Below are 21902 nucleotides of genomic sequence, written 5' to 3'. Positions count from 1 at the left end.
TAAAGGCGGGAATCCAGGCTTTTCTTTGTCATGCTGAACTTGTTTCAGCATCTATTACACCAAGATACTGAAATAAATTCAGGATGACTATTATTTTCTAGATTCCCGCCTTTAGCGGCGTTGTTGCATGGCTACCAGAATCGTCATTGCGAGGAGGCATTTATGCCGACGTGGCAATCCAGTTAAACATATTTTTATACTAAACTTGTTTAGTATTCTAATTAAATCCCTCATTACATTCGGGATAGCCTGGATTGCCGCAGCCACTTCGTGGCTTCGCAATGACGAGTTTTTTATTAATTTTCGAGCCATGCAACAACGCCGCCTTTAGCTAGGAATGACATCGTTGGTATAAAAAAATATGTCCTTAAAACAATTAAGATCAAGAGTAAAGAGTATTAAGTCTACTCAAAAAATAACTAAAGCGATGCAATTGGTATCGGCGGCTAAACTTGCAAAAGTAAAGAGTCAAATCGTTAATTCCGGTTATTATGTAGAAGCGATACAAAAAATGATGACTACTATATTGTCCGGTAATAATATATATGATTTATCTGAAGAAGATCAAAAATTTTTTTCTAATGAGTCGCAAGATAAGTCACGTCTATTGATAGTATTGACCTCTGAACGCGGATTATGCGGGATGTTTAATTCATCGATAATTAAACAAGTAAAAACCGATATTATAGATTTGGAAAATAAAGGCGCACAGATAAAGCTTATTATTATCGGTAAAAAAGGTTACGAAGCACTTAAAAAGAAATATGCAAATTATATCGATAGTTATTTTGAACTGTCAAAAACGCATGACGAGAATTTACTTTTTCAAATAAAGCAAAAAATTATGGAAGCGGTGGAAAATTCAGAAATTAGTTACTGCTCGGTATATTTTAATAAATTCAAAAATGCGATGACGCAAATAATCACTAAGCAACAAATTTTACCTATTGAAAAATATGATAAGATTGAGGAAGAAAAAGCCGTAAATTATATTTATGAGTATGAAGGTGAAAATCTCATTGCTAATATGATTAATTTATATGTTAATTCTCAAATAAATTATGCATTGTTGCAAAATATGGCAAGTGAGGAAGGCGCAAGAATGACCGCTATGGAAAATGCGACAAATAATTCTAATGATATAATCGACAAATTAACTTTGAAGTTAAACAGATCGCGGCAAGCTATTATTACTAATGAGTTGATAGAGATTATTGCCGGAGCGGATGCTGTATAGCCTGTTTATGTCATTCCCGTGAAAACGGGAATCCAGACTTTTCTTTGTCATGCTGAACTTGTTTCAGCATCTATTGAAAAAGATCCTGAAATAAATTCAGGATGGCTTAAAAGTATTTTTTTGGATTCCCGTTTTCACGGGAATGACATAGAAGGCAGATAGGAATAACATCGATAACACTAACGTTTAAAGGCAGAAAAATGACAAAAAATATCGGTAAAATCACTCAAATTATTTCAGCGGTAGTGGACGTGAAATTTACAAATATCGGTAAGTTACCGCCAATTTTAAACGCACTTGAGTGCTATAACGATGATCAAAAATTAGTGCTAGAAGTAGCGCAGCATATCGGTGACGATACGGTGCGTTGTATTGCAATGGACTCAACGGAGGGGCTTGTCCGCGGGATAGAAGTAGTTGATACCGGTACGTCTATTCGTATACCGGTGGGTACTGAAACTTTAGGCAGAATTATCAACGTTACCGGTCAACCGATTGATAATAGGGGAGAAATTAAAACTGAAAATTATTCTTCTATCTATAAAGAAGCTCCGGCTTTTACCGAGCAATCAACCGATAGAAATATTTTAGTAACAGGAATCAAGGTAGTAGATTTACTAGCCCCTTATACAAAAGGCGGTAAAATTGGTTTATTCGGTGGTGCAGGGGTGGGGAAAACGGTGCTGATAATGGAACTTATTAATAATATAGCTAAGGCACACGGTGGATATACCGTATTCGCCGGAGTAGGCGAGAGAACTAGGGAAGGAAATGACCTTTATAACGAAATGATCGATGTCGGCGTTATTAATCTTGAAGAGCCGCAAAAATCGAAAGTGGCGCTAGTTTACGGTCAAATGAACGAGCCGCCGGGCGCCAGAGCAAGAGTAGCTTTAAGCGGGCTGACCATTGCCGAGAGTTTTAGAGATATGAATGAAGGACAAGATGTGTTGTTTTTTGTCGATAATATCTTTCGTTTTACTCAAGCCGGTTCGGAAGTCTCTGCACTTTTAGGGCGGATTCCTTCGGCGGTCGGTTATCAACCGACTCTAGCAACGGATATGGGAGAATTACAAGAACGTATTACTTCTACTAAAACCGGTTCTATAACTTCGGTGCAGGCTATATATGTACCGGCGGACGATTTAACCGATCCGGCTCCCGCTACTTCTTTTACGCATTTGGATGCAACAACGGTATTAAGCCGTCAGATCGCCGAGCTGGGTATTTATCCCGCCGTCGATCCGCTTGATAGTAATTCTCAAATACTCGATCCGGTGATTGTGGGGAAAGAGCATTATGAAGTTGCACGGCAGGTACAACAGGTTTTACAAACTTATAAATCGTTGCAAGATATTATTGCGATTTTGGGCATGGATGAGCTATCGGAAGAAGATAAATTAATCGTTACTAGAGCAAGGAAAATACAAAAATTTTTATCTCAACCGTTCCATGTAGCGGAAGTATTTACCGGTGCTGAGGGAAAATTTGTAAATTTGGCAGATACTATTTCAGGGTTTAAAGCTTTAGTAGAAGGCAAATACGATGACTTGCCGGAAGCCGCATTTTATATGGTTGGGACTATTGAAGAGGCTATAGAAAAGGCGAAGGCTGTTAAGGGATAAGCTTAGGTAATAATTGTAATTGGCGCGGTGTTATGCCGTGGCTTGATCGGCGTTGTTGCATGGCCCGAATTTTCGATGTCATTCTAGCTAAAGGCGTGGTCTTGTTGTAGGGCTACTAGAATCGTCATTGTGAGGAGGCACAAAGTGCCGACGTGGCAATCTAGTCCTTGTCATGCTGAACTTGTTTGCTGCATCTTTTTTAGTAGATCCTGAAATAAATTCAGGATGACTTAAAAGTATTTTTCTAGATTCCCGCAGCCACTTCGTGGCTTCGCAATGACGATTCTGGTAGTCATGCGGAGCAAGACATAAAATTTTGCAAATATATCAATATGAATGAAACAATTAATATTAAAATAATTACGCCGGTAAATATTGTCTTTGAAGCCAAGGCTAAAATGGTGACAATGCCGGGGGAGGAAGGTATATTTGGGGTCTTACCTAATCACGCTCCTTTAATAGCTAGTTTAAAACCGGGGTTAGTAAAGATTTCTATAAATAACCTTAGCGGGCATGACACTATTTATTTTATTTATAAAGGTATGGCGGAAGTAACCGGTATAGAGGTTAATATAGTAACTGAATTTGCTATCAATGTTACAAAGCTTAGTCAAGTTGAGATATCGGAAGAAATAGCTAATCTTAAAAATAATATAAATAATGAAACAAATACTACGAAAATAAATATTATTAAAACTGATCTTATCAAGTACGAATCACTATTAACCTGTCTTAAAGATAATTAAGTACAGCGTCCTCTCGATCGCTTGATACAAGCGAATTTCTCAGAACTGTCTGTACTCACGTACTTTTGTAAGCTGCGCAGGCTCGTCTTTAAATTCATCTTGTCTGAAGCTTTCTGAATTAGCTGTATAGACCTTAATAAGCGAAGCTATATCACCTATCTTAAGTTTTTAAGTTCATCGATCAAGCAATAGATCATTAAAGAAAGGATTATAACAAGACCTATATATAAAACTCCATATTCAAAACGTAAGGAGCTTTTAATATTATAATAACTTTCTTGATTTTTTGAAGTATAGTTCCAAGCCTTGAGCAATTGAGGTAAAGATATAATCGCAATTAATATTAACATAGGGCTAGGTTTATATAACCATACGGCAAGCAGTATAGGTACACCTAAAAACCATATATGCGGAGAAATTATTGCGGTAATTCGCCCACCGTCCAGAGGAGATAAAGGGATTAAGTTGAAAAGATTAATAATAAATCCGCTTTGAGCTAAAACTAATGCTAATTCACTTGCCGTATATCTGCCGTAATAATATACCACAAAACTAGCAATCGTACCTATAAAAGGACCGGCATAGGCAACGTAAGCTTCGACTTCAGCATTCATCGGTTGTTCTTTTAATTCTATCCATGCTCCTATAAAAGGGATAAAAGTAGGTAATCCGACATTTAGGTTTTTTTGCTGTGCCGCTATATAATGCCCCATTTCATGACAAAAAATTAATCCTATAAAACCTGCGGCGTAATACCACCCGTAAAATGCGGCATATGTAAAAATTGACAAAATAATACTAGCGGCAGGGAGTAAAACTTTGCTGAATTTAAGAGTGCTAAGTAATATTATTAATGCATTCATAAATTACAAATCTTTATCTCTTTTAAAAAAATTCATAATTTTTCCGAAAAATACCGCTACTGCTATAGCTATTATTTTCCATATTTTTAATAAGAAAACTCCTATAACGGTTAGCAAACCGACTTTTTTAGCTACTGCTCCGCCGATTAATGCCGCAAGACCGTAAGTTGCTACTTTATCCGTGCTTTCAAGAAAATCTTCGTACCTTTTACCGTTATTATAATCAACGGCGGCAAGGATTGTTTTTACGTGTAATTTATCTTGTTCTATAAAATCATAAGATGTTATAAGATTAATTATAAAATAACCTTCTCGTCCCAATGCATATGTGTTATAATTTATGCTATAGTTTTTTTCATCTAAATCTCCTGGGGTGCGTCCTACTATCGACCAAATTAATTTATGCGATAAAGCATTATAAGTCGGTACTTCAATCCATTTAACTACTTCAAATTCTTCAAAGCCTTTTGCTTTTCTATATTTATTTTGCTCTTTAGTTCCTTCTTTTAAATTTTGTAATAACTTATCGGCATTCCAGTTTTTTGCATCATCATCTTTTATATATCCTGATTTTTCATAATTTACCTCGATAAACCAATTTTGATTATCAACTATCGGCATTATTATACCTATAATTCCGGAACTCCCTGAATTTCCCCAACTTTTTAGCCACGCCACTGCTTCAGCTTTAGGGATAAAGACATAATTTTCCGGTAAATGTAATATGCCTTGATCCAATAGCGGAATATCATTAGGGCCTAAAATAGCGGCTTTTATCATATTTTCCTCAGCAACTTTATATTCTTGTTGCTGCTTTTGCGAAAATACTTTATCCTCTGCCTGAACTATTAAAACCGGCATAAAAGAAATAAATAATAATAAAACATAATTTTTAAGAGCCTATCAGTAAATAAAAATTAAAGAATAAATAGTAGAAAAATAGAAGAAGAAATGTTATACAAGGTAGCAAAAAAGCAAAAGAATTATGAGCTATCCAAGTGAATTAGGGGATGAAGAGTGGGAAATAATAAAAGAATATTTTGCCTATAAGAAGAAAGGAAGGAAAATAAAAATAGATAGAAGATCAATAGTAAATGCAATATTTTATCAGAGCCGTACAGGGTGTCAGTGGCGATATTTACCAAAAGAATATCCAAATTATAAAATAGTTAATGAATATTATAATAAATGGAATCGTAGAGGATTATGGCAAAAGATAAATGAAGAACTGGTTTCAAGATGCCGAGAATCAATGGGGAAAAAAAGCAAATCCGAGAATTGGAATAATTGATTCGCAATCAATTAAGAATACGCAAAGAAGTGAAGTAAAAGGGTATGATGCCGGTAAAAAGATAAAAGGAATAAAGCGTCATATAGTAACAGATGCAAATGGTTTATTACTAGCTGTTAATGTACATTCAGCAAGTATACAAGATAGAGACGGTGCTAAAGAAAGCTTGCTTGTAGCAAAGAATAAATATCCATCAATTGAAAGATTTTTTGCAGATGGAGGCTATAGTGGTAATTTACAAAATTGGTGTTTTTTGAATACAAAATCATTGTTATCTGTAGTAAAGAGAAAATCAGAAAAATTTGAAATCTTACCGATTAGATGGATAGTAGAGCGTACTTTTGGTTGGTTAAATAATTTCAGAAGGTTAAGTAAACATTACGAACATACTGTCAAATCTGCTACTAATCAGATTTATATTGCTATGATTCGGTTAATGCTTAATAAACTGATTTGTTAACACTTATTTACTGATAGCCTCTAAGGAAATTCATAAAAGCTATTATAATAGTTAAAATTAATTTAAAGAATTAACCATTATAAAGCTTTTTAACAAAAAAATCTATTATTATTAAATATAATAATAGATTTTTTCAATTTATTAGGAGTATGTCGGTATTTTTAAAGCTCTCTACTATATCCGAAACTTTAATATTACCTGCGCATTCTATATTCCATATAGTAATATAATCCTCCTTTTCCTATGACACCTAATTGAAAAGAAATCGTATTTTTGCCTTGTTTTAATTTACTTTTTACGTCAATAGGTACATTTGTAGTAACTCTAGCGTGTCCTTGATCTTTTCCGCCGTTACAGCTAGTAAGGTTAAAGTCGTTAACATCAGTAGGTTCACTTAAAACTTTCTGATCATTGATTTTTATTAAAACACAATCATCATAGGCTACTTTTTGTATCTGAAAATATTCTATATCATCTATAATGGAATCAATTTCAAACTCATAAATTGCATGATATAAGCCTTGAGTGATTATTACATCCTCAGGAAAAGCACCGTTATCCTGCGGTTCTTTATTTAAAGTAAAACTGCCGATTTTACTAGTGTTATCATATTGATTTGAGGAGTCAACATTTGAAGGAAAATTACTGTCCGGGTCTTCAATAGTAATACCTTTAGATTCTCTGCAACCGACATCGGGAGCTAGCTTTTCAAAAGCCACGGTTTTGCTATCAAAATTTGATAAGCAATAACGTTCTAACGGTTTATTTGGATCAATGGTTATCCAATCAGGCTTACATGTTCCCTTAGCTAAATCTCCTATATCGGTTTCAGGCCAAGTAGCATTACCGCTATCATTTGAAGGAGTAGTAATTGCAGGGCAGATTCCTAAAATCGACACACAAAGATTTAATTCTTGAGAGGTTTTATCCCTTACATCCGAGATTGCTAAATTATATGTTGGCTTATTATTATTATCATATTCAATAGTATAATGTTGTGAATCGTTTAATATAAGACCTTTATCAGGAGCCGGATCAATCCTATTTTGATAATCTCTACTTAGAACGCATACGGGAGTATTAGCCTTATCATTATTAGTATAACAATCGGTAGTAATGCCGGCGATAGCGGTAGGGCATTTATAAATCGTAATACCGCTTCCTTTACCTGCTATAGTTTCTCCTTGGGTACAGCTACTTATATCGCCCTGACATATTCCAAGATTCGGATATAAAGTAGATTTATCTTTAAAGGTTTGACAATCAACCGTATCGGACTCCGTTAACTTGGCAAGTATACAGTTAATTTCGGTAGTATTATCATTCTTGGGAGCTCTTGGAGGTGGAGGAGGGAGAGAAAGACAATGTTGAAAATCTTTGGGCATTAAACAAGCATGTGTTCCTCCTTGAATATATTTACCGTTTATATATTCCAAATATTTTAAGTATACGGCATTAGGGTTAACTTGCCCGCTAGCGTCATAGGGTTTTTCATTATTTTTATATTTTCCGTAAATAGTAAATTGATTTAGAGAATTAGGACCTGAAAAAGGCATAGCAATATATTTATCGGTTGGACTTTTCGGCGGTATTGCAGGAATATATGCCACGGAAGAACTAAACTCATACCCGGCGAGTGTTGCTACGGTTTCTGTGGCGGTAGAGCTAGGATCACCGGTAACGGATAGGGGCGTAATAATACTATTGGTTTCATCTAGAATATTGTCGTTATCGTCTCTTATTTGCACTGAAGCAATAAATTGAGGTGTATAATAAGTATTATTAGGGCAATTAAGCCCTGCATGTTCCCCGCACTTATACGTAACAAGACTATAACCCTTATCTACTCTTGCTTGACAATCTACTAAACTAGCCGATTCAAACACGCAAATATCCGCAGGAGATTGTTGATCGGTAGCCTTGTTAACAATCGAGGCATAAAAATTTCTTGCCTTGTTGTTATTGTCTTTTAATGAAAAAATTTGTTGCAATGGTAGTAAGTTATCGGTACCTTGCTCTTGAATCATAGGAAATTTTACGCTTATATCAATAAATTCGCCGATATTAACTCCCCATATTTTTTGGCAGGTAGTAGAATTATTTGCCTTTTCTGTACCGCAATCAGGTAAATCGCTAATATAATAATCATTTGGGGTAGAATTGCTCCCTATTTCTTGAGAATATACAATCCTAAATCCTTGATTGCAACCATTTGCCGTTACGCTACAGGGTAGAGGTATGTTAGTATTAATACATGGAGCGTCCCCCGTTGCAGAACTACAAGCTTTTATTAAATCCGTATAAGCAGTAGCCGCGTGAATACCCTGAGCTGAAGAAAACGGTCCTATATTTTTTAACTCAATGCACGTCGTAAGATCAGGACTTGCCCCGCTACACAGGGGAACAAGATTATTAAAGCTAACCCGCACAGTATTATTAATAACATTATTTGCTACATTTGAGACCACGCAAGGTGATATAGTCGAAGACTGATTAAATGTAATACCGTCGGAATTTTTTTGGCTACAAATGTTATGAAGAAGCGGGCTAACGGTAAGTTCATTCAATGATGAACAAAATGGTGGAGGATAAGGTCCGAGGGGTAATTGTACGCAGCCGAATGAATAATTATCTACAGCGCTATTTAATGATCCGAATATTTTTATAGCATCGATTATCAAACTTGGAAAAAAATTAAAAATTTGTCCTATTGCGTTAAATATTGTTTTAAAAACTTTTAAAATTTCAGAATTTTCTGCCCCCATCATATCTAATACATTTCCAAGTAAACTTGGTAGGTTTGTACCGCCCAGAGTCTTGACTAAAAATTCTAATACTTTTGCAATAGGGCTAAGTTCCGTAGTTTTATGCAAAGGCTGACTATTCGGATTCCAGTCCATTGCATCCGTGTTAGCTCCTGAATCCGAAACAAGGTTGACTAGCCCCGGATCGCTATAAGCGCAAAGTTTAGGAGATTGAAGCGGTATTACTGTTCCGTCTACGCCGATAATTGGCTCATCATTCTCTACATAACCGACTTTATTTAGATGTTTACCTTCGGTATAACCGGGATCAGCAGGATTACCTTCAGTACTTAATCCGGGTTGTGGCAGCGTTTCAGGTATTGCAACACGTGCGCAAATTCGAGTTAAAGGGACGCCGTAACCGGTAGGCCATAATACACAATCACCGTCCCAATTTAAAGTAGCGGATTGACTCCAACAGGCAGCCGCATTACAACTTTGAATTCGTATACGAATCTTTGGAGAAAAATAATTACTGCTAGGGGCTGCTTCGGCGCATCTTTTTAAATAAAAACCGATAAATGTGCTTGGATGATCATATTGTAATAAGCAAGTATCTTCATCACGTCCGTCGCTTTTGTTCCAAGGAGGGCATAAGCTACCCGGTTTAAAGGTTTTTTGTACTTCATTTACAGTACCGGCGTTCCAAGTTTCAGTTCTATCACCTTGACCGCAATTGCACGGATCAGTCACACAACCGCCAATATCACCCCATATAGATGCCGCTGCATTACAAGAAAAAATTAAAAGCAATAAGGCTAAGTAATATTTTTTTAACACTTTTGAAACTCTAAATAATACAAGTTTAATGGATAATATATTGCAATTTTTGCAAAGTGTTTCGGTGTCATACCGTGGCTTGACCGGTGTTGTTGCATGGATGGTTAAAAACGCTCTCGGTGTCATTCTAGCTAAAAGCGGGAATCCAGGAAAGATTTTTAAGTCATCCTGAATTTATTTCAGGATCTACTAAAAAAGATGCACAAAACTTGTTCAGCATGACAATAAAAAGTATGGATTCCCGCCTACGCGGGAATGACATACTGCACTTTTTTCGAGCCATGCAACAACGCCGATGCCTCCTCGCAATGACGATTCCGGTAGCCATGCAACAACACCCGCCTTTAGCTAGGAATGCCATCGAACCTAGTACATCGTATTTAATGCAATATATAAATAATTAAGCCAATTATCCGGAGGGCCTTGGTATTTTTCTAATATTTCTCGATAAATATCCAATTCCTTAGTTTTGCTCGATAAAATTCGGACTATTCCTATCAATGCGGCAATACTAAGCTCAGAGGCAATAGACTCACCGTCTTTATTAATTAAAAACATTCTTGAAGAAAGAACAAATTGTGATAATTTATATATTTCCGACTTATTCAAGCCTAAAATTTTATCCAAATCTTCAATTTTTACGTCGGACGATAAAATAATTTTAGTATTAATTAAATCTAACCATTTTTGCAAGATATGATTAGGTGACGATTTAAGATAAATAAAATCAAAATTACTTACCGTAATACCGTTATTTTGAGTTAGGTTATCAAAAATCAAATTTATAGTATCATAATAAATTTCAGGTTTATAAAACTTATCCAGATTGTCGGCCGCAAATATTTTTGGAGCTGTCCCGGCTAAAGTTAAATGATAAGTAAGGGCATATATTAAGCCGGCACAAACACTTTGATGTTTAGTTAAATTTATAGTAAATTGTTCTAAAAGTTTTCTTTCTGTAGGATAAAATTGTTTTGTAAAATATTCTTCCGACAATTTATATAAATTTAATCCTGTTATACTTCCCTCTAATATATTAAGTGCCGAGCCGTCAAATATTCCGCTATATAATCCTCCTTCTAGAAAATCCTGTAGTCTGACGCGTATTTGTTCTCCACCTTCTATGCTAAAATCTTCCGATTTTAAAATCGTAGAAAAGTTCCGATTTTCTTTTTCCGTTGAAAGAATTTTATCTTTCAGTTTTTGCAAAAAGGATATTTCCGCTTCGGTAAGTGGATTAACATAATGATTACATATTACTTTTAAAAATTCTTGAATAAAAGCTTGTGATTTTTCCGTATTATCTAATAAAAAGGGATTAAAAAATTCTTTTTCCGGCTCAGCCCACTTGCCTTCAAGTGCTTCGATAAAAATTTTAGAATCATTGTTATTAGAAATATAAATTATTGTCGGATTGTATTTTGTAGCTTCGGATATCAAAAAATTTAATAATACGGTTTTTCCGGTTTTTCCGGTTCCGAAAATACAAGTATGCCCCTTGCCGGTTTTATCATGAAAATTCATAAAATAGGGAGTGCCTTTCTCTGTTCTAAGTAAAGTCAAGGCTTTACCCCAAGGGCTATATTGACTACCGAGCGGTGAATTATGAAGTGCCGCCATGGCTGCAATATTTTCTAAAATTATCGGCGTCATTCTTCGTATAAATACAAAATTACCAGGTAATTGTGCCCAAAATGTTTGTTCAAGATTAATATCTTCTTTTACGTGAACAATGCCAAGCTTAGAGAGTTCAGTAGATGCTTTAGCAGTAGATTTATCAAGTTTTGTCAGATCATTTTCTATAACGGCGATAGAAATTTGTTGATTACAAAACTGATTTGATGAGTTAGGCAGTTCTATTATTTTATTAATTCCTTTATATTTACTAAGCTCCACGTCTCCGCTAATTTTTAAAATATAATCTTGAGCTTTTAGAGCGGAGATTATTTGCTTTTTGTCGATAAAATAAAATATTTCCGTTATTATTAGCTCGATAGGTAATTGAAGAAACTTATCCAGAGCGGTAGAAGGGGTTTCTTGATATTCTTTTATTGAAAGCATGGAAATAAATTGTTTATTTGCTTCATTATCAATAACCGTAATTTTATCATTGCCGACCGCATACTCACTTTTCCCCAAAGCACTAGATAAATCAGTTATCGGTACTAAGCAATAATCGTCGCTAAGATTAGCTATCCGATTAAATAAATACATAGGAGCAGAAAAAGATTTATCTCCTTCAAATATTATTCCTAATTTTTCTGCGCCGAATTCTTGTAAGTCTGAAAGGATATTATCGGCAACATTATTTAATTTTTGAAAAGCGCTATCTAAATATGTAGTTTCAAAATCGACGATTAATTTAGAGGATAAGGAGTTTATTAACGAATTAAAATTATTAATTTTAATTTTTGTTGAATCATAGACTATTGATATATATAAGGTATTGACAAATTTATCATGCCAGTAATTTTTTTTTTGCCACAACTCATGGATGTTAGCGGATAGTAATTTTTTATATAAAGTAGGATCGTCTAAATTTTGTTTTTCACGTACCGTATGTACCCAAAATGCAAAATCATGATTAGTTATATTTTTTTTTATGGAAGAGCGGACTAGCTCACGTAAATTAAATAATTTATCGCTAATTTTTTCTGAATTAAGACCGTTTATTTGGATAATTTGTAGTAATTTTCCATCTTTAGTAAGCAAAGTATTTTCGTTATAATGACATGCGATAGGTATAAAATCTTCCGCAATATTATTATATATATCCTTATCAACTTTTCTTAGATCACTAAACACAAATGATACCTATAAATATTTACCGATAACGTTCATCGTACAAAGAAGCGGTGTTGTGTGGATGCTTTTAAGCGCACAAAATGGTGTCATTCCGTGGTCACGACGGCGTTGTTGCATGGCTACCGGAATCGTCATTGCGAGGAGGCATTTATGCCGACGTGGCAATCCAGTTAAACATATTTTTATACTAAACTTGTTTAGTATTCTAATTAAATCCCTCATTACATTCGGGATAGCCTGGATTGCCGCAGCCACTTCGTGGCTTCGCAATGACGAGTTTTTTATTAATTTTCGAGCCGTGCAACAACGCCGCGCTTACGCGGGAATGACATCAAGCCGGCTTTTAATCGATTCTTAAGTTAACAGCTCATGTGTCGTTTCCGGACATCACTCCAACTTTAAAATCCTATCCTAATATTTAGTGTTAATAAAACAATTTATTCTTTATATACTGAAATTTTTTGCAGCCCTCCCATGTAAGACACTAAAACGTCCGGCACCGTTATAGAACCGTCTTCATTTTGATAGTTTTCTAAAATGGCTACAATGGTGCGTCCTACCGCTAAACCGGAAGCATTTAAAGTATGAACAAAAGTAGTTTCCGAGCTACCGAATTCTTTATAGCGTGCTTTCATTCTTCGAGCTTGGAAATCCCCGCAATTAGAGCAGCTGGAAATCTCTCGATATTGTTTTTGACCGGGTAACCATACTTCTAAATCATAAGTTTTTTGTGCTGAAAATCCCATATCTCCAGTACAAAGTAGCATAACTCGATAAGATAGGTCAAGCTTTTTTAAAATTGCTTCGGCGGCACTAGTTATATGCTCATGTTCGCGTTTTGATTCTTCGGGTGTGGTAATTGTTACTAATTCAACTTTACTAAATTGATGTAGTCTAATCATCCCTCTAGTATCCCTGCCGCTGCTACCCGCTTCCGATCTAAAGCACGGTGTATGAGCAACGTAACGAATCGGTAATTTTTCACGTGCGATAATGCTATCGGCCACCATATTCACTAGCGGCACTTCTGCAGTCGGTATAAGTCTATAATTGTTAGTAGTCTCAAAAGAATCTTGCGCAAATTTAGGTAATTGACCGGCATTATACATTGCTATGTCGCGAACCAACGCCGGCGGTGAAATTTCAACAAACTCGAACTCGCTAGTATGAGTATCAATCATGAAATTAATTAAAGCGCGCTCTAATTTTGCTAAATCTCCTTTTAACGTTACAAACCTACTACCGGACATTTTAGCTGCTTGCTCAAAATCCATTAGCTTCAGTTTTTCACCTAATTCAAAATGCTGTTTGCTATATGGGTAAGTTTTTGTTTCGCCGTGGGTTCGTATTAACTTATTCATGCTTTCGTCAATACCATATGGAACCTCTTCCTCCGGCATATTCGGTAACATATTCAGTATATCGTTTAATTCGGTATTATTATTTAAACTAGTATTAAGCTCTTCTAGCTTTTCATTTATATGTTCAACATCACGTTTTATGCTTTCAAAATCTTCGCTCTTAGGGTCCATACCTCCAAGAGTTTTGGATTTTGTTTTACGTGCATGTTGAAATTCTTGAATTAAATTTGTTATTTTTCGTTTATCTTCGTCTAATTTAGCAATGTTATCTGACATCGGCTCAATGAACCTTTTCCTTAAGATATCGTCAAAGATATTTTTATTTTCTCTAATCCATTTAATATTTAACATTTAATTTCCTTGGTTATTTTTTCGGTTTTTTCTATAAAACGACATACTATAATTGAAATTTCATATAATAAAAGCAGCGGTATTGCAAGAGCTAATTGACTTAGCACGTCCGGCGGCGTTAATATTCCGGCAATAATAAAGTTAATTACCACGGCAAGCCTTCTTTTATTCTGTAGCGTGCTTACCTTTATTATTTTTAATATATTCAATATTATAATAACAATCGGTAATTGAAAAGCTACGCCAAATGCAATAATTAATTGAATTACTAAATTTAGATATTCACTAATTTTTGCTTCTAGTATTATCGGTACTATTATATCACGTTTTTCAAAACTAAGGAAAAAAATCCATGCTTTCGGCATTACAAAATAAAATACAAAAATACTCCCGCCCCAAAACAAAACGGGATACATAAAAAGAATAAAGGCGATAATTTTTTTTTCATGCGAATACAAGCCGGGTTTAACAAATAAATAGCATTCAATTGCTATAACCGGAATAATAATTAGTAAGGCAGAAAAAGCCGAAAGTTTTATATAAGTAAAAAATGCTTCGGTAAGACCGGTATAAATGATATTCCTTAAATTATCGTGACTTAATTTTGCCAAAGGCCGTAATAAAAAACTATATATATTATCGCTAAAATAATAACAAATAATAAAAGTAATAATAAAAATAGCGATTATTCTAAATAATCGAGTTTTTAGCTCTGAGAGATGCTCGGCAAAACTATATAATTTCATAAATTTACTTTTTGCGAAATTTATTCATCATCTATATGCGATGAAATTCCGTCAAGCTCATCTTGTAGATCGTCTGAAAATCCGTGATTAGTTCCGGAGTTCTTACTTTTAAATGTTTTATGTATGGTATTTTTGGAACTATCCGAAGCTTTATTATTTAATATCTCAATTGATTTTAAACTACTCGGCGGCACTATTATTATAATATTTTTACTTATTTCATCTAAATAACCGGTAGTTAAAGACCTTTCTAATATACCTGAATATTTATTATTATCGTTACTTTGTATAAAGCCTTCAAAAGTTTCGCTTTTTAAATAGCTAGTAGAAGTAAACATTGCCGTAATAAGAAATAAAATAGTAGAGATAATAAGACCGATAGCGAGTCCCAGTAGTAACCCTAAGAATTTATCAACAAATCCCCCTCTCATAAAAGAAATTACGGCAAGGAATTTATAGGTTATAAAAATACATAAAATTAAAGAAATAATATATGACGCAATACCGGCAAAAATTATTCCTATAATTTCATTGTCGGTATATTTATGTATTATTTCTAACGCATATGGATATAAAAAATAGGTAAGGGCTATAGAAGCCGTAAAACCTGCCACTCTAAGGATAAAGCCTATTATCCCTTGATATAACCCAATGAATGAGAAAATAGTAATAATTGCAAAAATCGTAACGTCAAATAACGTAATCATTAGAATAATGTAAAAATGTTAAGTTAAAGAGTCGAGAAATGTCACCCCGTGACTTGATCACGAGGTCCAGAAAAATTAAGTACTGGGTACCGTGGTCAAGCCACGGTATGACACCATCCGAGTTCGTGTAGTATACAACAAATTATAAATATAAACGATAATATTATTAACTTCTATTGAATAATTTAGTCTATTGCATATATATTATAATTAAATGAGTTAAATTAAAATAAAGAAATTAAATTATTATGAGTGAGAAGGTTTTTTATAATTTATCGGGTAAGACCTTAGTTGCTACGCCTTATGTCATTAAAGAAGGGATATTTCATAAATCTTTAATTTATATGCTATCTCACACAAAGGAAGGAGCGATAGGGCTAATATTTAATCGTTTAGTAAATTATATAGAATTTAAATCATTTTTTAAAATAAAAAGCGATGCAATAGACGATAATGTCATGATACCGATATATCTCGGTGGACCGGTCGAGCATGAAAGAGGGTTTTTCCTTCATTCAAATGATTATGATAAAAATTTGCTGTTGCAGTTTCAAAATGATTTAGCGGTAAGTTCTAATTCGGAAATTTCAGAGGATATAGCTTTCGGTAAAGGACCTAAAGATAGCTTATTTATTGTAGGTTATACGGCATGGAAAGCCGGACAGCTTGAACAAGAGCTGGAAGATAATTTATGGTTGATAATGGATTGTGATAAAGATTTTATTTTTGCGGATCATCCTGAAAATAAATGGTATGATGCATTAAAGCATCTAGGAATAAATGAAGTACATTTCGCCGCACAAATAGGCAATGCTTGATGAGATCGATATCATTCCTATGCTCTTTTATGTCATTCCCGCTTTCGCGTGAATGACATCGGATAGCATTTTTACGTTCCACGCAACATTACCACACAAGTAGAACCTCAAAAACTTATAAGGAAATAACTTTGACTTGGATTGTTTTTTGCATTGTAATTTTAGCTTTATTAATTTTTGACTTAGGGTTTATACACCGCAAAAATAGTGTGATGAGCTTCAGGCAAAGTTTACTTTTTAGCCTTTTTTATTTTACGATAGCATGCCTATTCGGCGTATATGTCTTTTACACTATGGGAGGAGATAGCACTAAAGAATATTTCACCTGTTTTTTAATTGAAAAAGCAATGTCACTCGATAATGTTTTTATTATCTCGATGATTTTTCAATTTTTTTCTATCCCTTCTAACTATCAACATCGGGTATTATTTTTAGGCATAATCGGCGTAATAGTCTTTCGGGCTATTCTGATTTACGGCGGTATTATTATCATAGCCAAATTTTCTTGGATATTATATATTTTTGCCGTAATCCTTATTATTACAGGCGTAAAAACTTTCTACATATCACATAAAATTTTTGACGTACAAAATTCCTATATTTATAAAATACTAACAAAATATTTAAATATTACGCCTAAACTTGTAGGTGATAAATTTTTTATTATTCTAGATAAAAAATTATATATTACTCCTCTTTTCGTATCGTTACTACTTATAGAAATTATAGATTTGGTATTTGCTATCGATAGTATTCCGGCAATATTTGCTATTACGAATAATTCTTATATAATTTATACTTCAAATATTTTTGCTATTTTAGGTCTTAGAGCGTTGTTTTTTTGTTTAGCGAATATTGTAGAAAGATTTAGATATATAAAATACTCTTTAGCTTTAATATTAATATTTATCGGTATCAAAATATTTATTCATCCTTTTATGGAAATTCAGCCCTTTATTTCTCTTATTGTTACAATTACCTTATTAATTTTAGGAATTATTGTATCTATTGTTAAAAAAATTAAAAAATCGGCATAGAATTTTAGTTGACCGTACCTAAAGCAGATATATAATAGGCTTTTTTTAAAATCTGTTTTTATGATTAAATTATCTAAAATATTTATTATAGCCTGTGTTTATTCTTTTATTGTTATCGCTTCGGTTGCTTATGCGGAAGAAGAAGTAAATGCCGATCAAAGATTTTTATATATAGGGGCGGAAGGCGGAATAGTGGAGCCGGTCGTTAGTAAATTTCGTCACAAAAACTCTAATACCGCTATTACTTTAAAAAGATCGGGTATGTATAGTGCTAAAATAGGCTATATTTTCTATCCGCAAATAGCTATCGAATTTTCGGCAACCTATCAACCGAAATATCGCCTTCATTACGTATTACCGCAGCAAGATTTAAGTAACGGTTTATCTATTCCGAAAACTCCAGGTAAAACTAGAGTAATATCTAATATATATATGGTAAATCTTATATATGATTTTCAAGAAGTAAAAAGCTTCACTCCTTTTGTAATATTCGGTGCAGGTATAGCGCAGGTGAAAGTTAAATCAACTTCTTCCAGATGGGATTTAATGAATATAGAATATTTTAAAGTAAGAAAAACTCGCACTAATTGTTTTGCTTGGCAAGCCGGTCTCGGTGTTTCAAAATATATAACCCCGAATTTCAGCATTGATTTAGCCGCAAAATTGCAAGTAGCTCAAAACGTAAAAATTAATTACGATACTCTAAATATTCAAAGCCGGCAATTTGTGCCGGCAAATCCTATCAAAAAAACCATAGGTATCGGAGAATTTGGTATAGGATTTACTTATAGGTTGCCAATTTAGAAAATTTTGATGTAGTATATTTAAGTGACGGTGTCATCTAGTTGCTTGACCATAGTAGGCATTGTTTGGGCGATCGGAAATTGCTTTAAAAGGATGTCATTCCCGCGAAAGCGGGAATCCGGGCTTTATTATTGTCATGCTGAACTTGTTTCGGCATCTCTTATAGTAGATCCTGAAATAAATTCAGGATGACTTAAAAGTATTTTTCTGGATTCCAGTTTTCACGGGAATGACATCGAGAGCGTGTTTATCGTCCTATGCAACAATGCCGCCACGCTATGACAAGTAATTTTAATTTGTTAATTTACAAGGAAAAAATATGAACGTAAAACTCGCAGCTCCACACAATACTTATGATGAAGTGCCATATGAAAGTTATCCATATGCACTAACTAATCCTTATCATTTAACCACTCTTGCTACATTATTCGGTATGACTCCGCCGCCGCTAGAAACCGCTAAAGTTTTAGAACTCGGCTGTGCAGCCGGCGGTAATTTAATACCGCATGCCGTTAATTATCCTAAAGCTCATTTTGTCGGTGTTGATTTATCTAAAGTACAAATTGATGAAGCGAACAAGCACAAAGCAGGGCTTGGGCTTAAGAATATAGAATTTCATCATTGTTCTATAACGGATATTGACGAGTCTTTCGGTAAATTTGATTATATTATTTGCCACGGTGTAATTTCTTGGGTGCCGAAATTTGTGAGAGATAAAATTTTTGAGGTATGCAATAAAAATTTGAGTGCAAACGGTATAGCCTATATTAGCTATAATACCTTACCCGGCTGGAATATGGTTCGCACTATTCGCGACATGATGCTTTATCATTCAAGCTCATTTCCGAATGTGCAAGATAAAGTTGCTCAATCTAGATTACTACTTGAATTTGTCAAAGATAGTTTAGAAAATTCTAAAACTCCTTATGCCGAAGTATTAAAAACAGAAGCAGGATTGCTTGCTAAACAAAGCGATCATTATTTACGCCATGATCATTTAGAAGAAGATAATGCCCAGTTTTATTTTCATGAATTTATGGATGAAGCTAAAAAACATAATTTACAATATTTAAGCGATTGTAATATATCTACCATGTATCTCGGTAATATGCCGCCAAAAGTAGCTGAAAAACTGCAAGCCGTGAATGATATAGTACGGACTGAGCAATATATGGATTTTATTACCAATCGTCGGTTTAGAACTACTTTATTATGTCATGATAATGTTAAATTAAACAGAAATATTAATAATGACGATATTACTAAGTTTAATATGGTCTTTAATATAGTGCCTGAAAAACCTCTAGCTGAGGTCGATCTTAATAATTCTGCTGAATCTTTAAAATACTTTTTAAACGGTAATAAAGAATCTAACTTATCGACTTCCTCACCTTATATGAAAGCTATCCTTTATAGTTTTAACGAGAATATTAATAATCCGATTAGCTTTGAAAAAGTAACGTCTGAAGCTAATAAAAAATTGCACAATACTAAATTAAACGAAATAAAAGCCGAACTTTTAAATAATGCGATGAAGCTAGTATTACAAGGTTATATTAGTATTACTATGCAAAAACAAAGAAGTGCGCCGAACCTTGATAAGCCTAAAACTTCAAAATTTGTGGCATATCAAGTTAGTAATAGTCCGGCTATGTGGGTTACAAATTTGAAACATGAGCCGATAGGTGTTAATTTCTTTGAAAAATTTGCTTTAAAATATATGGACGGTAAACATGACAAAAAGGCAATTATCGATGCCGTAATGAATCATGTAGCTAGCGGCGAGATAGTTTTAAATAAAGAAGGTAAAAAGATAGAAGATAAAGAAGAAGTTAGAAAAGAATTGGAAGTTTTATTTGCTCCAATGATAGAAAAATTTGCCGCTAATGCTCTATTAGTCTAACAAGTTTATGATGTCATTCCCACACCCCATTATGTCATTCTAGCTAAAGGCGGGAATCTAGGCTTTATTATTGTCATGCTGAACTTGTTTCAGCATCTCTTATAGTAGATCCTGTAGTAGATCCTGAAATAAATTCAGGATGACTATTATTTTCTAGATTCCCGCCTGCGCGGGAATGACATACGGCACTTTTTTAGAGCCATGCAACAAGACCTTCAGTCGCTCGCAATGACGTTTGGGGTACCCACGCGGGCAACACTTCCTCGCAATGACGATCTCTTAAGTTGATACCCCTAACTAATCTTTCGGTAATCCTAAACAATAATATTTTAAGAATTTACCTGTACTATTTATTAGGTAAACAAAAGCAGAATGTTCAAGCCGGTAACTATGATTTTCCTCATCAAATTGTTTTTGCCGGTAAAAAACCTCAAATTTATGAGCAACATCTTGAATATCTTCAACAGAACCTGTTAAACCTATAAAATCACTGTTAAACTTTTCTAAATACTTTTTGAGTACCTCACTATTATCATGTTCAGGATCTAGAGTAATAAAGACCAGCCTAACAATTATATGTTCTTTTTGTAGAATTTTAATAATTTCAGATAGTTGCCTCATATAATTATAATCGGTTAAAGAGTAAGTGACTCCAAAATAAATTAAACTCAAATGATTGTTTAAATAATTACTTTTAAATTTTTTACCGTTTTGATCAATAAGTGTGAAATCTCTAGAAATGTTAATATCATTATTATCAATTTTTACAATAATATTAGATTTGAATCGGTGAGTAGCAGAATATAATAAATATGAAGTTATTATGCCGGCAATTATCCCAATGGAAATAAAAATTTTTATAATAGATGTAGAGTGTTTAAGGCGTTTCATATTTTTTATTACTAACTTACTAATTTAACTACCTTAGGTATAATAAGGATTAGACAGGATAAAATAAAAGTAATTTATGAAGTTACTTAGCTATAACGATAAATTACCCGTGATAATTTTATCACAAACATCTTTTTAATTAATTTAATAATAAGTTATTAACTAAACTAATTAAATTTCTAAAGATACTATATAAGTTAATATTTAGTAAAAATTTTAACTTAATAATGGTACAAGTTATGCTTTTGGGATTTAGTACACAATTTAACGAAGTTATAGCAAAATTAAATAATTCGGAATCTCTTGACTCTTCACTTAGTATTACGATTTCCACAAGACCGATTGATATGGAAGTGCTTGTAGAATCGATAAAGGATACCAAACATAAAGTTAAGGCATTAACTATTAATTCTATTAAATTAACGGGAGACGAAATAAAAAAGTTAGAAGATATATTTACTTACTGTACCTCACTCGAGAGTCTTAACCTTTCTGACAACGATCTTACAAGTGAAGAAGCGGAAATTTTAGCCGGTATCCTTGCAAATAATAAAACCATCAAATCTCTTTCTCTTAACAACAATAAAATAGGAGATAACGGCTTAAATGCTTTTGCTAAAATAGCCTAGAACTCTCCTATTGAGAACCTTAATTTTAATGAAAATCATATAAG

23 protein-coding genes and 2 pseudogenes are annotated in these 21902 nt (G+C 33.7%); 13 read left to right on the top strand and 12 right to left on the bottom strand.

Annotated elements, in window-relative coordinates; translation table 11 throughout:
* Positions 1-111: 111 nt before the first annotated feature.
* Positions 112-312, bottom strand: a complete 201-nt coding sequence (locus AAGD64_RS09370) for a hypothetical protein (RefSeq protein WP_341793224.1) — start codon at positions 310-312, stop codon at positions 112-114.
* Between the two features lie 49 nt (positions 313-361).
* Here AAGD64_RS09370 and atpG point away from each other — a divergent pair, with 49 nt between their 5' ends.
* From atpG to AAGD64_RS09350, 4 genes are all read left to right on the top strand, one after another.
* Positions 362-1237: an ATP synthase F1 subunit gamma gene (gene atpG / locus AAGD64_RS09365; protein ID WP_341793223.1), complete on the top strand. Its 876-nt coding sequence runs from the start codon at positions 362-364 to the stop codon at positions 1235-1237.
* Between the two features lie 18 nt (positions 1238-1255).
* Positions 1256-1399, top strand: a complete 144-nt coding sequence (locus AAGD64_RS09360) for a hypothetical protein (RefSeq protein WP_341793222.1) — start codon at positions 1256-1258, stop codon at positions 1397-1399.
* 38 nt (positions 1400-1437) lie between these two features.
* A complete protein-coding gene (atpD, locus tag AAGD64_RS09355) occupies positions 1438-2862 on the top strand; it encodes a F0F1 ATP synthase subunit beta (protein ID WP_341793221.1) in 1425 nt (474 codons plus the stop codon).
* A 332-nt stretch (positions 2863-3194) separates the two neighbouring features.
* Complete coding sequence (locus AAGD64_RS09350) at positions 3195-3608, top strand: F0F1 ATP synthase subunit epsilon (RefSeq protein WP_341793220.1); 414 nt, start codon at positions 3195-3197, stop codon at positions 3606-3608.
* A 19-nt stretch (positions 3609-3627) separates the two neighbouring features.
* On the opposite strand, the pseudogene AAGD64_RS10665 reads toward AAGD64_RS09350, so the two are convergent.
* The 3 genes and pseudogenes from AAGD64_RS10665 to AAGD64_RS09340 form a co-directional block, all read right to left on the bottom strand.
* Positions 3628-3758: pseudogene (locus tag AAGD64_RS10665) on the bottom strand (palindromic element RPE3 domain-containing protein); the annotation flags it as partial.
* A gap of 5 nt (positions 3759-3763) precedes the next feature.
* Positions 3764-4471: a site-2 protease family protein gene (locus AAGD64_RS09345; RefSeq protein WP_341793219.1), complete on the bottom strand. Its 708-nt coding sequence runs from the start codon at positions 4469-4471 to the stop codon at positions 3764-3766.
* A gap of 3 nt (positions 4472-4474) precedes the next feature.
* On the bottom strand, positions 4475-5332 hold the full coding sequence (locus tag AAGD64_RS09340) for a DUF2167 domain-containing protein (protein ID WP_341793218.1): 858 nt from the start codon (positions 5330-5332) through the stop codon (positions 4475-4477).
* A 124-nt stretch (positions 5333-5456) separates the two neighbouring features.
* Here AAGD64_RS09340 and AAGD64_RS09335 point away from each other — a divergent pair, with 124 nt between their 5' ends.
* Positions 5457-5762: a transposase gene (locus AAGD64_RS09335; protein ID WP_253307783.1), complete on the top strand. Its 306-nt coding sequence runs from the start codon at positions 5457-5459 to the stop codon at positions 5760-5762.
* Positions 5692-6222 carry an IS5 family transposase gene (locus AAGD64_RS09330; protein ID WP_253307782.1) on the top strand — a complete coding sequence of 177 codons (531 nt, stop codon included), beginning with the start codon at positions 5692-5694 and terminating at the stop codon, positions 6220-6222. Before AAGD64_RS09335 ends, AAGD64_RS09330 begins: the two co-directional genes overlap by 71 nt.
* Positions 6223-6416: 194 nt before the next feature.
* On the opposite strand, the gene AAGD64_RS09325 is transcribed toward AAGD64_RS09330, so the two are convergent.
* On the bottom strand, positions 6417-9806 hold the full coding sequence (locus AAGD64_RS09325; RefSeq protein WP_341793217.1) for a hypothetical protein: 3390 nt from the start codon (positions 9804-9806) through the stop codon (positions 6417-6419).
* Positions 9807-9834: 28 nt separating this feature from the next.
* Here AAGD64_RS09325 and AAGD64_RS09320 point away from each other — a divergent pair, with 28 nt between their 5' ends.
* Together AAGD64_RS09320 and AAGD64_RS09315 are read left to right on the top strand one after the other, a co-directional pair.
* On the top strand, positions 9835-9978 hold the full coding sequence (locus AAGD64_RS09320; RefSeq protein ID WP_341793216.1) for a hypothetical protein: 144 nt from the start codon (positions 9835-9837) through the stop codon (positions 9976-9978).
* 46 nt (positions 9979-10024) lie between these two features.
* Positions 10025-10210, top strand: a complete 186-nt coding sequence (locus AAGD64_RS09315; RefSeq protein WP_341793215.1) for a hypothetical protein — start codon at positions 10025-10027, stop codon at positions 10208-10210.
* Here the strand turns inward: AAGD64_RS09315 and AAGD64_RS09310 are convergent.
* The 5 genes from AAGD64_RS09310 to AAGD64_RS09290 form a co-directional block, all read right to left on the bottom strand.
* Positions 10173-12611: a VirB4 family type IV secretion/conjugal transfer ATPase gene (locus AAGD64_RS09310; protein WP_341793214.1), complete on the bottom strand. Its 2439-nt coding sequence runs from the start codon at positions 12609-12611 to the stop codon at positions 10173-10175. The genes AAGD64_RS09315 and AAGD64_RS09310 overlap by 38 nt on opposite strands.
* 9 nt (positions 12612-12620) lie before the next feature.
* Positions 12621-12866: a hypothetical protein gene (locus AAGD64_RS09305; protein WP_341793213.1), complete on the bottom strand. Its 246-nt coding sequence runs from the start codon at positions 12864-12866 to the stop codon at positions 12621-12623.
* 182 nt (positions 12867-13048) lie between these two features.
* Positions 13049-14323, bottom strand: a complete 1275-nt coding sequence (gene serS / locus AAGD64_RS09300) for a serine--tRNA ligase (RefSeq protein ID WP_341793212.1) — start codon at positions 14321-14323, stop codon at positions 13049-13051.
* Positions 14317-15069: a twin-arginine translocase subunit TatC gene (gene tatC / locus AAGD64_RS09295; RefSeq protein WP_410526074.1), complete on the bottom strand. Its 753-nt coding sequence runs from the start codon at positions 15067-15069 to the stop codon at positions 14317-14319. Before tatC ends, serS begins: the two co-directional genes overlap by 7 nt.
* Before the next feature lie 20 nt (positions 15070-15089).
* Positions 15090-15776, bottom strand: a complete 687-nt coding sequence (locus AAGD64_RS09290) for a CvpA family protein (RefSeq protein ID WP_253308389.1) — start codon at positions 15774-15776, stop codon at positions 15090-15092.
* A gap of 248 nt (positions 15777-16024) precedes the next feature.
* On the opposite strand from AAGD64_RS09290, the gene AAGD64_RS09285 reads away from it, so the two are divergent.
* From AAGD64_RS09285 to AAGD64_RS09270, 4 genes and pseudogenes are all read left to right on the top strand, one after another.
* The gene (locus AAGD64_RS09285) at positions 16025-16594 is read left to right on the top strand and encodes a YqgE/AlgH family protein (protein WP_253308390.1); all 570 of its coding nucleotides are present in this window, start codon (positions 16025-16027) and stop codon (positions 16592-16594) included.
* Positions 16595-16725: 131 nt separating this feature from the next.
* Positions 16726-17631, top strand: coding sequence for a TerC/Alx family metal homeostasis membrane protein (locus tag AAGD64_RS09280; protein WP_253308391.1), 906 nt, complete (start codon positions 16726-16728; stop codon positions 17629-17631).
* 60 nt (positions 17632-17691) lie between these two features.
* Positions 17692-18435, top strand: a complete 744-nt coding sequence (locus AAGD64_RS09275) for an outer membrane beta-barrel protein (RefSeq protein ID WP_341793211.1) — start codon at positions 17692-17694, stop codon at positions 18433-18435.
* Between the two features lie 343 nt (positions 18436-18778).
* Positions 18779-20338, top strand: a pseudogene (locus AAGD64_RS09270) (methyltransferase regulatory domain-containing protein); the annotation flags it as partial.
* Positions 20339-20531: 193 nt separating this feature from the next.
* Here AAGD64_RS09270 and AAGD64_RS09265 read toward each other — a convergent pair.
* Together AAGD64_RS09265 and AAGD64_RS09260 are read right to left on the bottom strand one after the other, a co-directional pair.
* Positions 20532-20660, bottom strand: a complete 129-nt coding sequence (locus AAGD64_RS09265) for a hypothetical protein (protein ID WP_341793210.1) — start codon at positions 20658-20660, stop codon at positions 20532-20534.
* Positions 20636-21229, bottom strand: coding sequence for an SCO family protein (locus tag AAGD64_RS09260; RefSeq protein ID WP_253308393.1), 594 nt, complete (start codon positions 21227-21229; stop codon positions 20636-20638). The genes AAGD64_RS09265 and AAGD64_RS09260 overlap by 25 nt, the downstream gene beginning before the upstream one ends.
* A 227-nt stretch (positions 21230-21456) precedes the next feature.
* On the opposite strand from AAGD64_RS09260, the gene AAGD64_RS09255 reads away from it, so the two are divergent.
* Complete coding sequence (locus tag AAGD64_RS09255; protein ID WP_341793209.1) at positions 21457-21858, top strand: hypothetical protein; 402 nt, start codon at positions 21457-21459, stop codon at positions 21856-21858.
* Positions 21859-21902: the final 44 nt, after the last annotated feature.

Source organism: Rickettsia endosymbiont of Ceutorhynchus obstrictus, from assembly GCF_964026565.1.
Classification (GTDB): Bacteria; Pseudomonadota; Alphaproteobacteria; order Rickettsiales; family Rickettsiaceae; genus Rickettsia.
The sequence above is the reverse complement of the archived record's forward strand: the minus strand, read 5'-3'. Positions and strand labels throughout refer to the sequence as shown.